Here is a 14,914-nt window from a genome sequence, read left to right as displayed (position 1 = left end):
ATGACAAAAGAGGGGTATCGGGCCGTGGGATAGCGAGCGCCGCGCGTCATCCTCCCCGTGTCATGTCGAGCGAAGCGAGACATCTTTAGAGCCGGTCACGGTAAGCGAAGCGCGTCGGATGGCAAGATTTCTCGCTGCGCGCGAAATGACAAAAGGGGGGCATCGGAGTGAGCCGGATTGGTAGATTCCTCGCTACGCGCGAAATGACAAAGCGCAGCGCAACAAGGGCAAGTAAGAGAGACACGCTTCGGACGTGTTTGTGTTGCTAAGGCAACAATGGCACATTTCATCTCATGTCATGTATGGTGGCAGAACTAACACTGCGTTGGCAGCCTGCGCTGCGTTGGTGCTTTCCCCGTCCCAGTACGTGTCCAAACCTGAGAATTAGTGGCTGTACACAGTAGCCATAATATTGTACAATAGCTAAGAAGAAATTATCTATCGGTAACGATGCCGGTCAATGCAACGCCGCTCACCCAGTAGGGTCGGGCGGCGTGCGGTTTAGGAGGAGATCTATGCATACCAATCTTGTTTGCCCTCGCTGCCATCAGTCGTTGAACCCTGAGGGGGTCTATCTCCGTTGTGCTCAGCACGGTCTCTTTTTTCGCTATGGTCCCCATCGGCTACTAACCGCACCAACACCGGCAGTCAACGACGATAACCTTATGCCGTGGCAGACTCTTACGGACGAAACACCGGTGCTGCTCGAGCTACCAACCACCACCACCACCGCTGCGCCCAAATGAACCACCGCCACCGCCGCGGCCAAACGAACCACCGCCACCGCCGCGGCTACTCCACCCGCTCCTCGACGACGATGAACGGCTCGACGAGCCGCTCCAGCTCCGGCTGTATCCCCAGCCACCGGTTGTGCGAATGATCGTTGTGGCGACGCTATCGGTTGCCTGCCACGATGGTTGCAGTGGCTGCAAGGCAATCAATAACTCGGCTGCTTCGCCGGCTATCGCCTGTGCCTTCACCAGCGCAGCATGGAGTGCATCTTCGCCGTTAATCGGCAACCTGATTTGATTGAACTGCTGCCGTAAGGCGGTGTATTTATCTGCGACCGCCATCACTGAGGCGCGGGAAGCAGTTGCCTTCAATCGTTCGATCTGGTCGAGGCGTTGGCGTGCCTCTTGCAATGTCCGATTAAGAGCCGTTCGTAACTCTTCAAGCCGTTGCACATCGGTGTAGGCAGCGTGATATGCCATCTTAGCCGCCTCGGCGAGTGCTTGATAGCGCTGGATTACGTCTGTCAATGCCTGCCGGCGGGCAGCATCTTCATACGATTCGGCGCGGCGGAGCAGGGTAAACGCCGCTTCAACCTGTTGTCGGACTTGCTTTATCTGCTGGCGGGTGGCCGGTGTCAGATCAGCATCATGAACGGTGGCATAATTCACCAATTTCTGCACCTCAGCCGTGGCTAATTGTTGCACCTGCTGCACCCGCTCTCGCAAGCGTGCCGTCTGTTCAGCTTCATCAAGGGCATTGGTCAACGCTTGATCGGCCAATTGGTTGGCCTCACGGGCGGCCCACGCCAACTGCAACCAATCCGGTTTTTCTTTCTGCATCTCGGCCTGTGCAGTTTGTAACAGAGCAGCAGCTCGTGCCAAGAGTTCATCGGCTTGCGGACTGACATCAGCGTCATGTGCCGCGACAAATGTGCGACCTGCTTGCAGCGAGCGCTCAGCTTCGGCGATCAGATCGCGGGCAATCTTTCGCGCCTCTTCCAGCGCACGCAGACGGTCGGTAATCGCCGTGATCAGACGTTCTACGTGGGTAAGCTCCTGTTCGGCAGCATCGAGGTATGAACGGGCTTCCAAGAACGCTTGCGCTTCCATGGTATTGGCCGCCTTTGCTTGCTCCCAGTGCTCGAAGGCCCGTTCGGCTGCGGCTTCGGCTTCGCTACCGTTGCCACGAATATCCGACCACGTACTTTCGGCAAACTCATCGACGAGATCAAACGCTTCGCGTCCGGCAGCAATGAGTTCGCTGATTTGCGGCCCACGTTCGGCCAATGCCGCAATGCGTCGTTCATTCTCGGCGCGGATGGCCGGTAAATCGAAGCCCTCTTGGCGCGCGCGGTTGAACGCAGTTTCTGCTTCATGAATGATCGTCGCTGCTGCCTTAAGGTCGCCCTGTTGCAATGCTACGGCCAAGCGATCAAGGGCTGCACGAGCCGTGTCAAGCGCTGCATGGCAGGCGTCCATGCGATACCCTTCACTCGCCAACTGCTCGGCAGTACGCCGACCTTGAGCAATTGCGGTACGAGTGGTTGAATACCGTTCAAGAATCTCGGTAAGTTGCTGAGTAATCGCCGACGCCGCTTGTGCCGCAGTCATTGCAGCATGAGCTTCGCGCTGTTCCAAAGCAGCTTCCGCCTGTGTCAAGACTCGTTGAATCGGAGCCAACACAGCGGCATGATCGGATAGCTCATTACCAAACTGCGGCAAACGCTTAGCGACGTCGGTCAGAAGTTTTTTTGCGCGGTTCACATCCTCTTGCGCCTGTTGCATCAGCGCATCAAGGTCGGCTCGACGTTGTTCGATGGCCCTCAAGCGTTCGTTAACGGCGGTTACTTTCTCCTGTAATTGTTCATACGCCAACGCTGCTGTATCAAGGTCGGCCAACGACGGTTTAGCTTCACGGTTGAGCTGTTCACCGATCTCATCAAACGCAACTTTCAGCTCGTTAAACAGACGCTGCGCCGATTCCTGCATCTGCGCAAGCTCGGCTACAGCATCGGAGGGGTACGAAATGCGATCAAACTTCGCCTTCTCGGTAGCATTTGCAAACCGCTGACCGAGTTGGACAATCAGAGTGCCTATCTGCTCACGCGCACGCTGCAATCGTTGCTCAGCAGCCAGTCGAGTCTTCCGGCGACGGTACACGGTGTACACACCAGCCCCCGCAGCCACAGTACCGATGAGGCCTAATGCACCGAAGACGACCGGTATTGGATCGGCTACAATCGTAACTCCACCACCAGGGCGCGGCGGATTGACAATCGCAGATTCAATTGCAGTGAGCACATCGGTAATAGCGCGGGTAAAGTTGCCGGCGGCAAGGCCAGGGTTCAGGTGGTTCAAGCGGATCGTCTCGTAGTTATCATTCACCGCCAGCGCTGCATTCCATTCGTCACCGAAGAAAATCGCACTGTAGCGATCGTTCACTGCGACGTAGATAGCAATCAGATTCGAGCGCACAGAACCATCACTGCGTCCGAGGCCATCAGCAATCAAGCGACGCTCAAAATCGGTTTCGTTACCGCGATCAACGACGTAGACGGCGACTTGCGCCCCACGTCGCAGCAACGGTTCGGCTGCCGCCTGCACTGCCGAGTCGTTGAGTCGGTTGCCGGGATCGATTAGTACGAGCCGGCCCTGTGCCCACACGGATGTGATAAACATAAGACCGAGCAACCAACCGAATAACCAATGGTGTATCAGCCGCATGAACTTTCTCCTTTTGCCGTAGTGAGAGGACGTTAGCTAGAGCGATATATACAGTACGTCCAAACGAGCTACGACGTTGCATGCCGGTTGGGGCTACGGACGCAGCGTAGTATTGCCAGGTGCAGGCAAATCACGGGCATCTGGCGGTGGCGTAATCGTAATATTGCCGTTGATCTCACTCAGTTCAACATCAAGGGCGAAAGAGAAAGGTTGGGCTTGCCCCTGTGGATCGGTTGTCGTCCCACGAAACGTGATCGACAACTGGCGCAAATACCCATCTTCGCACACCCAGATGGTAGTGGCCGCATCGGTAACGGTACCTTCCGGCAACTGAGTTTGTAACCCAACTGCACCCAGGCTGGCAAAAAGCGCAGTTGTCGCATCACGGTCGCCGAGATACGCCTGGCACGGTACGCCATCACGTTCGGCAACCTCACCGATAGTAAAACGGCTGAAATCGGCTCCCGCATTGCCGACTGCCGACAATGTCGTGTCGACTTGAACCGGTGGTGTGGCGATAACACTCTGCTCGGCGGTTAGTCGATACCACACATCGTCGGGCGCGCCGAGGAACGTCAACGGCCCACGCACATAGCTCACACCACGCACCGTGATTGCCTGCAAACCACGCGTAACATCAGCACCGAGGAATGCAGCCAGAAAACCGCGTAAGGTAAAGGATACATCAGCACCGGCAAAACGAGCATCGAGCGCGAGCAGTTCCGTGTTCGTGCTTCCCAGGTTAAACCCACCGACCAGCCCACTGCCGTTGATCGTTAACTGCATGCGGTAGGTGTCAATGGCTGCCGTTTGCCGGATCGCTGCCGGAATCGCACTACCCGCCGGTGCTACCGCCGAAGTTGGGGTTGGCAGCGGGGTCGGGGTTGGCAGCGGGGTCGGGGTTATCGAGGGTGGCGGAGTGGTCGGGGTAAGCGTCGGGGTTGGTGTCGGGGTTGGCGAGGGAGTACACGCCACCAACAGTATCGAGATGAGGATGAGACCAACATATCTCACGAACGATCTTCCTTTCGTTCAGCCACATTGCCGGTACGACAATGCCGGAATGACTTGTACGGTGATTATAGCAGCGAGATAGCAAGGATGCTATCTCACGTAAAGACTAGCCGACAACGAGTGGAAGCGGTATCATGCATGAAGAAAATGCTACCCTTCACGCTGTTGCATTCACTGCACAATCGCAGTATGATATGTCAAACGTGGATGCATACAGGAGGCGAGCGATGGACTTCTGGATTATGGTCGGCATTGTCATCTTTGTCTTTATCGGACAAGCTATCTTATGGTCGTGGGTGATCATCCAGCGGAACAAAGTTGCACCTGACGTCAAGATTTTCAACTGGCGCGAATTGTCACAGGCCTTTGATCGCTGGCTGGCTGAACGACAGCGTCGGCGCCAAAATCGTTCGTACCGATGAACGGATCGCAGCAGTCAACAGCGCAAAGGCGCAATTCCAACATGCGCCTTTGCGGTTATCTACCGTACTGACATTATTTCGTGATCGGCTCACGATGCAAAGCCGACGCCAGATCGGCAGCCGTCGCAACACTGGCAAGGTCAATACCGAGTGCAACCATCGTCTGCGCCACCTCTGGGCGCACCCCCACCAGTGTCACCCGCGCACCGAGGAGATTTGCTGCTTGAACTAAGCGGATCAGACCACCGGCCACCGTTGTATCGACAAACGGCATTCCGGTGATGTCAAGGACGAGATGGCGGGCATGCATCTGATCAATTGCCTGCAACGCCGTCGCTTGCGCTAACGCGATCCGACTCTCATCGAGTTCGCCAACCAACGGCATAACTAAGGTTTCACTACTCACCGGTAACACCGGCATACTCAGGCCACGGATCAACTCACGTTGACGTTCGTTTTCAGAGAGCAGGCGAGCTTGTTCGGCCATTTGATGTTCAACTTCGGCCAAGGCTCGCTCGAGATCGGCGGTACGCTGCGCTACCCGCTCTTGCAAACTGGCTCGTTCGCGTTGCAGGTCCTCATTCACAAGCCGCAATTGGTTGATCACACCGAACAAGCGTTCGTGAAACAACCACAGTTGTAACAAGAGGATAGCATTGATACTGAGTACACCGACAACTTGGAACGGCTTTGTCAGAACATCCGGGATAGGGGGTAACAGACGGATTTGGGTACCCAGTAACATGGTAACAATAACGGCAATCCACGCAATGATCAGTAACCGTCTGAGCATTACCCCGCTGAGAAACGGCAACATTGACACAACCGCGATAATCGGAGCAAAGGCCATCAAATTCGCCAAACTTGGTACAACGATAGCTCCGATTAATCCGTAACCGATCATCGCAACAAACGCCGTTGTGAGTGCAACCCGTACCTGCCCACTGCGCGTCTGTGCCCAAGCCTGCAACAGACCTACGACTAACACCCAATCGAGGATCATGAGAGCGATCAAGGTTGATGTTTGCCAGATCAGAGCGGTTACAGTGGCGACAATAGCGACTGCACCCACGATGCCGACAACCCACAGGAAAAAGCGCTGGAGTTGACGCACTTGAGCAACTGACAGGGTCGCGAAAGAAGATTCGTGCATGGCAGCCTCGCCGTGTCACTACCTGATACAGAACAATCGTACCATACGGTACGAACGAGGAACGAATGGCGATTTGTCATTAATCCATTGTGATGCCGCCATCAACATCGAGCGTTTCACCGGTGACGAACGCAGCTTCCGCCGAAGCCAAAAAGACGACGGCTGCCGCCACTTCAGTCGGGTGAGCAAATCGTCCAAGCGGAATAAGCATTTGAGCGCGTGTGCGTTGTTCTGCCGTCATTGCCATGAGCAGAGGTGTCTCCACGGGACCAGGACAGATCGCATTGGCGGTAATACCGTAAGGGGCAAGTTCGCGAGCCAGGGCTTTCGTCAACCCAATGGCGCCGGCCTTCGCCGCGCTATATGCAGCATTACCAAGAATGCCACCACCCCGTTTACCGGCGACCGAAGCGATGGTGATCAGGCGACCGTAGCCGGTGGCGATCATGGTCGGCACAACGGCACGACATGTATAGTAAAGTGCGTTGAGATTAACCGCCAACGTTTGTTCCCATTCTGATAGGGTCAATTCGAGAAAAGGTTTTGTGCTCAAAATTGCGGCGTTGTTAACAAGAATATCAATGTGTCCCCACTGTTCGATCACCGTCTCGATGGCTGCTTGTACGTTGGTAGCATCGGCTACATCGACTACAGTGTTCAGCGTGGCCGCACCGAGCGCCTCCGTTGCATCGGTGAGCAACGTTGGATCGCGGTCGAAGAGGGCAACGCGCGCACCGTGGGCAATGAGCGCAGCAGCGATAGCACGGCCAATGCCACGCCCTGCACCGGTCACGATGGCAGTTCGGTTAGAAAGATCGAACATGGAAGATACTGTTTTATCAACTATCAACTAATAATGTAGGCAAGACCATTGTAGCCGAGTTGCCAGAATAGAGCAAGCCTGCTATACTTGGTACACTTGTTCGGATAGGAGCTAATGACCGGTGTTGACCGGTCATTGCGTTGTTAACGGGAGCATTCCCAATGCAGCTACTCTACCTCGATCCGCGCCAATTGGAGATCGATCCGGCCGGAGTGCGCGAGGAGCCGGGTGATGTGGCCGGATTAGCGGCGACAATTGCTGAATATGGGCTGTTGCAGCCGATAGGGGTGACGCCGATCGGGAGCGGGCGCTACCGAGTGGTGTACGGCGGAAGACGACGGGCCGCGGCAATCCAGCTCGGTCTGAGTAAAGTGCCATGCATTGTCCTCGATAACGATGACCCCGACCTACTCTTACGTCAATTGATCGAAAATGTGCAGCGGCAAGACCTCAATGATATCGAGCAGGCACGCGCCTTTGCCCGTCTGCGTGAACATATCGTTGCGACACGCGGCAAACTTCCCGATAGCGAACTCGATGAGGCAGTCGGGCAGGCCGTAGGGCTAGGGGCACGGACGGTGCGTCGGTATTTAGGCCTGCTTGAACTACCTGAAGAGGTGCAGCAGATGATCCGGCGCGGTGAACTGAATGTGACCCAGGCCCAACATCTGCGCCGCATCACTAATCCGAAAACCCAGATTGAATTGGCCCGATTTGCCGTTGAAGAAGGGATGTCGGCGACCGAACTGAGTCGGCTTACCACGTACTTCGCCGCGAACCCGAACTTGACACTTGAAATCGCGCTACAGGCCCTCGAACAGGGTGCTGAGTTGCGGACAAAGGCGACGCCGGACGTCAGTAGTGGTGGGCCGCTGCACCACACATCGGTGGCGATAGCCGATCTGACGGCGGATGATGAAGAGTGGGAACAAGAGGAAACGAGCGCCGATGAGTACTTGACAGTGGTTGAAGAGACGATTGAAAACCAGCCTAAAAATAAAGCGCGAGTGTTTCGCATTCGCTCACTCGACCAGATGGTCGATGAAAGTGATCGGCTGGCTCGTGCCGTTTTCGATGGCGATCTGGCAAAATGGATCGAACGCGACGAAGGGGCGGTGTTCAAAGTACGTCTGCTCTTGCGTCAGTTTGAAAGCCTGACTCACGCCCTGCGTGATCTTGCTCGTCAGCATAACCTGCCGATCGATGACGAGTAAACTGCCGGCAACGACCGCAGTACTTGCATGCACGACCAATAATCGGCCACAAGTCGCTACCCATCGGTGGAGCAACGGGTGTATAATTTGAGTTATGAAACATGTAACTCAATGGCTCAATCACATCCGCGAACGATTCCGACCGACCGCCAATCCACCAGAGGAACGGCGGATTGGTTTGGCACTGAGCGGTGGCGGTGGCAAAGGTGCAGCCCATATCGGTGTGTTACAAGTGATCGAGGAGTTGGAGATCCCGATTGACCTGATCGTTGGGACGTCGGCAGGTGGCGCAGTTGCCGTGCTCTACGCAGCCGGTTTTGATCTGAACGCGATTCAAGAGGTCTTTCGCCAGAGCGCCCTTCGTCGGATTGCCATTCCTGATCCAACCGGTACCGGCATCATTGGTCAACGCCGACGCGAGGAGATGCTGCGCCGTCTGCTCGGTGATCGTACCTTTGCCGATCTCCGGCTGCCTTGTGCCGTCGTAGCAACCGATTTGGTCAGTGGTGAGTTGGTTGTCCTCCGCGAGGGACCGGTGGTGCCGGCGTTGCTCGCGACAACGGCATTGCCGGCGCTCTTCCCGCCGGTGCCGTATGGCGAGATGCTGCTGGCCGATGGCGGGATTTTGAATAACCTGCCGGTTGATGTTGCCTATGAGATGGGGGCGCAGCGGGTTATCGCGGTTGATTTGCGTGATGCGAACGCCGATTTTTCCCTCCAACCAGAAGAGCACGACAATCTCTTTTCTCGCTTGATGTTCGCTCCTAAGCAGTTCGCTGTCGCTCAACGGGCATTGAGTTTGCTCATGGCAGAGGCGACCGAATTGCGTTTACAACAGTACCCGCCCGATCTGCTGATCCAGCCTGATGTGAGTTCTATTGCGACCCTTGATTTGACGACGCCTGAGAAAGGGTTTGCAATCGGGGTCGAGGCTGCGCGTGAGGTAGCCGGCGAGTTGATCGATCTTCGTCTGTGGCGTAAAGGTATGCAATTGGCTGCTCAACCCAAGCCGGCTCGCCCACCACGTTTCCCTGCTTTGCCTGCCTATCGTCGGCCCGCCGTTTCGATGGTACGCTGAAGTTACGTGCCGACCGGCTGCTGAGGCTACCGCGACCAGAACCATCGTTGCGGTTGCTTTAGCGTCTCGCCAGGCTGACACGTACCCGTGATTCTCCCCCTTGCACGAACTTCAATCTTGCGGTATCGTTTATCAAAACAATATTGGACTGTTCACCTATCCGATTTCCCCGTCGTATTGTGTCGCCGAAGGAGTATGCTGTGACCCACCAACGCACCGTTTTGATCACACTTGGTGTGATGATGAGTTTGTTTATGGCTTCGATGGAATCGACGGTCATTGCAACGGCTATGCCAAGTATTGTGCGTGACCTTGGCGATATTACCAGTTTCAGTTGGGTATTCGCCATCTATATGCTTACTTCGACTACTGCCGGGCCAATATTTGGTCGCTTGTCGGACCTGTTTGGTCGGCGACCGGTCTACCTCACGGCCATTGCTATTTTTAGCCTGGGTTCACTGTGGTGTGGGTTGGCAACCACCATGCCTCAATTGATTATGGCCCGTGCATTCCAAGGATTGGGTGCAGGTGGGTTATTGCCGTTGGCATTCATTATCGTGGGCGACATCTTTACGCTTGAGCAACGGGCGAAGGTCCAGGGTCTCTTTTCGGGAGTATGGGGTGTCAGCTCGGTGATCGGCCCACTGATCGGTGGGTTTCTGGTCGATCAGATTTCGTGGCATTGGGTCTTTTGGATCAATTTACCGCCGGCTGCGATTGTTGCGGCGCTCGTGTGGATGGCATGGCGTGATCCGGTTCGGATGGCCGGTACACGACCACCCATTGACTATGCCGGTGCTGCATTGCTGAGTGTAGGTGTTGTGTCGTTGTTGCTCGGCCTTAATGAACCGTCTTCGCTGCGGGGAATTGCTTTGCTTAGCGCTGCCGCCGCGACGTTAGCACTCTTGGTTATGGTCGAGCTACGGGCGCCGGCCCCCATTCTACCGGTGCGTTTACTACGTGAACGAATGTTTGCCGTTGCGTGTCTACACGGTATCCTGGCCGGTGGTGTGCTGTTCGGTAGTATGAATTATGTTCCACTCTTTGCCCAAAGCGTATTAGGGGCCAGTGCAACCGAAGCCGGCACCACCCTAACGCCAATGATGCTGGGTTGGGTATGTACCAGCATTATCGGTGGTCGGTTGTTATTGCGGTTTAGTTACCGTTCGTTGGTCATAGGGGGAATGATAATCTTCGTCGTTGGCGCACTCATGATGGCTCGTCTGCGTCCTGAGATGAGCCAACTGGAATTGGCAGTGGCACTGGGATTGATGGGCATCGGCATGGGAGCGAGTATTCCCTCGTTCTTGATCGCCGTGCAAAGTACGGTGGCAAGAAGCGTTTTGGGTGCGGCAACGGCAAGCTTACAATTCGCACGCACCATTGGAGGAACGATTGGTGTGGCCGTACTAGGGACGCTGTTGACCAACCGATTAGCTACCGAACTGGCCATACGTGGTCTGCAACCTGATGCCATACCGGTTGATGCCTTGCTCGGCGAAGGAGCAACAACGGTGGTATTGGCCGGCGAGCCGCGCCTGGCACTGGCAGCAGCACTTGCGGCTGTATTTACGGCACCGTTGCTCTTTGCGCTGGCAGCCTTAGCCGTGACCTTTTTTGCTCCGGCACACAGCCCTAATGATCTTCGTCGCAAACGCGAGTATGCCGATGGTATGGCCGCAGCAGCGCAACAAGCGGGCGCCGATTAGCATCGGCAATGTCATACGTTGCACTATTGCGCCTACCGATGCTATACTCCCCACGCAGGCCATCCGGGCCGTATGGGGAGTAGTGTTATGTTTGAATTATCGACGATTTATGCTGCCTTTGAGCGGTATTTCGGCAAACCACCTACCCGAATCGCGCGTGCTCCCGGTCGGGTTAATTTGATCGGCGAGCATACCGACTATAACGATGGTTTCGTGTTTCCAATGGCGCTCGATCGGGCAACCTATGTGGCTGCTCGTCCACGTGATGATCGAATTGTGCGTGTATTTAGCGTTAAATTCCGTGACGAGGATCAATTCGATCTCGATCACATCGTGCGTGATACGCAGCGCCAGTGGGTGAATTACATCCGGGGAGTGGCTAAAGGATTGTTAGCCCGTGATTTGCCCCTGCGTGGGGCCGATCTCTTGATCGATAGTGATGTACCCGCCGGTAGTGGTCTCTCGTCGTCGGCAGCTCTTGAAGTGGCGGTTGGCTATACGTTCCAACTACTCAACCAGATCAACTTGCTCGGTGAGGAACTGGCGTTGCTCGCGCAAGGTGCTGAACATTCATTCGTCGGCGTTAATTGTGGGATTATGGACCAGTTGATCGCTGCCCTGGGCGAGGCCGGTCATGCACTGTTGATCGATTGCCGCGACTTGAGCTATCGTCCGATACCAATTCCCACCGGTGTGCGGGTTGTCGTGTGCGATAGTGGTGTGCGCCACCGTCTGGCCGGTTCTGAATACAATCAGCGGCGGGCCGGTTGCGAGGAGGCGGTCCGCATCCTGCGTCTGGCGTTGGGCAAGATCCAAGCGCTTCGCGATGTCCGTTCGACCGATCTCGCCGAGTACGGTCATCTGCTCCCGCCAGAACTGCTGCCGCTCGTCCGCCATGTTGTGAGCGAGAACGAACGCACGTTGGCCGCCGCCGATGCCCTTGCCGCCGGGGATGTGGTGAAGATGGGACAACTCATGATTGAGTCACACCAAAGTCTGCGCGACGATTATCGCGTCAGTATCGCCGAACTTGACACGCTGGTCGACCTGGCACTGGCTGCACCGGGGTGTTATGGCAGCCGCATGACCGGGGGTGGCTTTGGCGGTAGTACCGTCTCGTTGGTCGAAGCAGAGAAGGTCGATGAGTTCGTCGCGGCGATGATCGCCGGTTATGCCATTCGAACCGGACGTACTCTACAACCGTTGGTCTGTACGGCGGGCGCCGGTGTTTCGTGCGTTTACGCGAGTGAGGAGGAATAGGCGATGGTGGGTAAGCTGTTAACGCCCCTCTCAACGGCAGCCGTTCCCCTGATCTACGGGATTAGTCATCGGATGCTGTTACGGTTAGGCGCGACGAGTCACGAACGGCGCTTAGCCGGTATCCGCGCCCATTACTATCTGATGCCAGCACGAGGGAATGGCCAATTGCCAATCCTTTTGTTACACGGTATTGCCGACCGTGCCCAAACATGGTCATTTGTGATGCCACGCCTCACCGATATTGGCCCGGTGTATGCACTCGATTTGGCCGGTTTTGGTCTGAGTGGCTTTCCTCCCGGCCAGCGTTACGCCACGATTTCCCAGCAAGTAGCACTGGTCCAGGCGATGATCCGCGATGTGATCGGTCGGCCTACGTTGCTGGTAGGTAATTCGATGGGGGGATGGATCGCGGTGCGCGTCGCTCTGGCTTCGCCTGAATTGGTGGCAGGTATCGTCTTACTTGCGCCGGGCGGAGCGCTCTTGCGTGGGCGTGAGTCGTGGGAGCCGTTCTTGCAAACTATTGAGTTGCCCGATAAGCGAGCAGTTCGCACTGTGTTGCGTCAGATGTACGGGCGACCACCCTTACCATTGTATTTTGCCGGTGAAGGGTTGCGGATGATCTTCCGGCGTGATCCGGTCACCCAGTTTGTGGCCGCAATTGATGAGCGTGATATGTTGTACCCCGAAGAGCTGCGGTCGTTACGGGTACCGGTGGCAATGATTTGGGGCGACGCCGACCACTTTATCCCCCGTGAGTCGCGCGATTTCTTTTGTACCAATATACCGAATGCGCGAGTGTTGATCTTGCCGAATTGCGGTCATATGCCACAACAACAACGACCACGCGAGGTCGCCGCTTTCATTCATGATGTTGCCCGTGACATTACAGGGACATCGGTGAACACACCTTCTCAATCTACCCACTGATACAGACTACACCTACTAGCAGTATAATTTCCCGCGTCTTTGCTCGTGACATGGCAAATAACCACTGCACCCAACGCGGTGGTTGTTTTTTCTTAACTATCACTTAATTGAACGTTCAAGGAGCAATCAGCCATGATCGTAACCGGTATGCGCGAAGCCGTGCTGCTCACCGTGCAGCGCGTTGATATTCACGGTACCCTGTTTTATGACATCACTTTCCACCACGAAGGCGAAACACAACCGATTCGAGCACGGATCGGCATCGAGAGCATCTATCCGAATCCGCAGGCGGGTGATCCGGTACGAGTGAGCTATATTATGGGCGTCGTCACGCAGGTTATGCCGCGTTAGGACTTGTTAGGCCTAGTCCTTGCGTAGGGTTACCGTACAGTTCAGGTGCATTGTCGAGTTGTTGACACAACCTTAGCCATGTCTGGGCAAGTAGTTGATGACGATGCTCGTTCCCGCGTCCCCAGACCAGATCGGCCACTTCGTCAGCAGGGAAGATGTGATACGGCTTTTCCGCTAACACACGGAGCAACGTAAACGTTGACAGGTCGAGGGTGAGGGGTGTTCCTGCATACGTAACGGTACGTTGCGCAAGATCGAAGTAAAAATGACCAATTGCGAACGGCGGTGGCAGATAGCGTTGCCACCGCCGCAACTGCGCCCGTATGCGAGCCAGTAACTCATCACCCCGAAACGGACGTGGAATGTAATCGTCGGCGCCGCTTTCAAGCGTTGTAACGATCAATTGGTCGTTACGTGGGCCGATGATGCAAAGGATACCGGGAAAGTCAGCACGTAAGGTAATTATTTGATCGAGATAGTTGCTTCCCGGTAGATCGATCAGCGCTACATCAATTTGTCGACTCAGAGTATCTAACACCGCCTGCTGACCGATCGCCATCCACACTTGATAACCGGCATCGGCCAGGAGTGAAGAAAGGTAGCTATCGACATAGCTACCCAAGCCACCGAGCAGCATACCATAGGGAACTCTCATCATACTCTCATAACCGAAACCGATCTTGCGCTCAAGGCATGACCCGACATTCACCTGGCGGCGAGGTGATGACCTCAACCGTAACATTGTCAATCAGACCGAGAAACTGGCGGATGGCGATTTCAGCATTGCGCGTACCTTGCTCCATAATGCCATCCTCACAGGCGGCTTGCAGGATCTGCTGTTCGGCAGTCTGCCGGGCCAGCGTTTCAAGATTGGGGTTTTCCGGCGCAAAGAGACCACGCTCACGGCTATAGACGCGCGTTTTGCTGTTGTCGAGGGTTGCGCTCAGCACCTGTACCGGCGGTAAGCGCACGGTAATGCGTTGCCCATCAGGCGATACGGTTACATCATCAGTGGTGAGTTGGCTCAGATCGACCCCAACAACCACGGTACCGTGGGCAATCAGCAGAATGGCATCACCGGCCAGCCAGTCGCCAATAATCGGAATGTTGCTGCCTTGGCGAATGTCAATGACGCGCTCGATCGTGTACTTACTCGTTTCAAGCCGGCTCAATTGCTGAATACGCTGGACAACCGCCGTACCACTAATGATCTGCGGTGTCGGTGTTTGCACGATCACTTGCAAACTCGGCACGCTGCTACCGAGTTCGTTGATACGTTGCATGAACCAGAAGCCACCAACAGCGACGATCAGCAGGATCAACACGAGGAAGGCAAGTTGTGGTGAAATACTCCCGGTTGAACGTGATCGATAACGTAGCGGTGGCATATCATCGAATAATTCATCATTGATCCATTCGCGTTGCCGACGCAGCCGGTCGAGCCGTTGTGTACGTCGTCGCATCATATCGTCGTCATCGTGGTACATCTGCTTACCCTTTCCGTGACG

Annotated in this window: 14 protein-coding genes; 8 read left to right on the top strand and 6 right to left on the bottom strand. The window is 55.5% G+C overall.

Translation table 11 applies throughout. The features are described from left to right. Positions 1-515: 515 nt before the first annotated feature. The gene (locus tag AC01ZF_RS13635; RefSeq protein WP_424676117.1) at positions 516-746 is read left to right on the top strand and encodes a hypothetical protein; all 231 of its coding nucleotides are present in this window, start codon (positions 516-518) and stop codon (positions 744-746) included. Here AC01ZF_RS13635 and AC01ZF_RS13630 read toward each other — a convergent pair. After that, positions 711-3,455: a TPM domain-containing protein gene (locus AC01ZF_RS13630; RefSeq protein WP_476575425.1), complete on the bottom strand. Its 2,745-nt coding sequence runs from the start codon at positions 3,453-3,455 to the stop codon at positions 711-713. The genes AC01ZF_RS13635 and AC01ZF_RS13630 overlap by 36 nt on opposite strands. A 93-nt stretch (positions 3,456-3,548) precedes the next feature. Next, positions 3,549-4,469, bottom strand: coding sequence for a hypothetical protein (locus AC01ZF_RS13625; RefSeq protein WP_424676119.1), 921 nt, complete (start codon positions 4,467-4,469; stop codon positions 3,549-3,551). 227 nt (positions 4,470-4,696) lie between these two features. Here AC01ZF_RS13625 and AC01ZF_RS13620 point away from each other — a divergent pair, with 227 nt between their 5' ends. Then, positions 4,697-4,891: a hypothetical protein gene (locus AC01ZF_RS13620; protein WP_287907152.1), complete on the top strand. Its 195-nt coding sequence runs from the start codon at positions 4,697-4,699 to the stop codon at positions 4,889-4,891. A gap of 73 nt (positions 4,892-4,964) precedes the next feature. Here the strand turns inward: AC01ZF_RS13620 and AC01ZF_RS13615 are convergent, their stop codons facing one another. Further along, the gene (locus tag AC01ZF_RS13615) at positions 4,965-5,312 is read right to left on the bottom strand and encodes an STAS domain-containing protein (protein WP_428111748.1); all 348 of its coding nucleotides are present in this window, start codon (positions 5,310-5,312) and stop codon (positions 4,965-4,967) included. Between the two features lie 811 nt (positions 5,313-6,123). Then, entirely contained in the window at positions 6,124-6,867 is a 744-nt protein-coding gene (locus AC01ZF_RS13610) for an SDR family NAD(P)-dependent oxidoreductase (RefSeq protein WP_428111743.1), read from the bottom strand. A 161-nt stretch (positions 6,868-7,028) separates the two neighbouring features. Between AC01ZF_RS13610 and AC01ZF_RS13605 the strand changes: the two genes are divergently transcribed. The 6 genes from AC01ZF_RS13605 (at position 7,029) to AC01ZF_RS13580 (ending at position 13,406) form a co-directional block, all read left to right on the top strand. Next, positions 7,029-8,081, top strand: coding sequence for a ParB/RepB/Spo0J family partition protein (locus AC01ZF_RS13605; RefSeq protein WP_424676121.1), 1,053 nt, complete (start codon positions 7,029-7,031; stop codon positions 8,079-8,081). A 94-nt stretch (positions 8,082-8,175) separates the two neighbouring features. Then, positions 8,176-9,159, top strand: a complete 984-nt coding sequence (locus tag AC01ZF_RS13600; RefSeq protein WP_424676122.1) for a patatin-like phospholipase family protein — start codon at positions 8,176-8,178, stop codon at positions 9,157-9,159. 200 nt (positions 9,160-9,359) lie between these two features. Next, complete coding sequence (locus AC01ZF_RS13595) at positions 9,360-10,868, top strand: MDR family MFS transporter (RefSeq protein WP_476575424.1); 1,509 nt, start codon at positions 9,360-9,362, stop codon at positions 10,866-10,868. 87 nt (positions 10,869-10,955) lie between these two features. Beyond that, positions 10,956-12,128: a galactokinase gene (gene galK / locus AC01ZF_RS13590; protein ID WP_424676124.1), complete on the top strand. Its 1,173-nt coding sequence runs from the start codon at positions 10,956-10,958 to the stop codon at positions 12,126-12,128. Between the two features lie 3 nt (positions 12,129-12,131). Continuing rightward, positions 12,132-13,055 (top strand): alpha/beta fold hydrolase, encoded by a 924-nt coding sequence (locus AC01ZF_RS13585; RefSeq protein WP_424676125.1) that lies wholly within the window; start codon positions 12,132-12,134, stop codon positions 13,053-13,055. A gap of 132 nt (positions 13,056-13,187) precedes the next feature. Further along, positions 13,188-13,406, top strand: coding sequence for a hypothetical protein (locus AC01ZF_RS13580; RefSeq protein ID WP_424676126.1), 219 nt, complete (start codon positions 13,188-13,190; stop codon positions 13,404-13,406). Here the strand turns inward: AC01ZF_RS13580 and AC01ZF_RS13575 are convergent. Both AC01ZF_RS13575 and AC01ZF_RS13570 read right to left on the bottom strand, forming a co-directional pair. After that, positions 13,393-14,064: a response regulator transcription factor gene (locus AC01ZF_RS13575; protein WP_428111739.1), complete on the bottom strand. Its 672-nt coding sequence runs from the start codon at positions 14,062-14,064 to the stop codon at positions 13,393-13,395. The genes AC01ZF_RS13580 and AC01ZF_RS13575 overlap by 14 nt on opposite strands. A gap of 28 nt (positions 14,065-14,092) precedes the next feature. Then, positions 14,093-14,872 carry a DUF4230 domain-containing protein gene (locus AC01ZF_RS13570; protein ID WP_424676128.1) on the bottom strand — a complete coding sequence of 260 codons (780 nt, stop codon included), beginning with the start codon at positions 14,870-14,872 and terminating at the stop codon, positions 14,093-14,095. Positions 14,873-14,914 lie beyond the last annotated feature (42 nt).

Source organism: Chloroflexus sp. (genome assembly GCF_056331925.1).
Note: the sequence above shows the minus strand (reverse complement) of the source record. Positions and strands in the feature narration are given on the sequence as shown.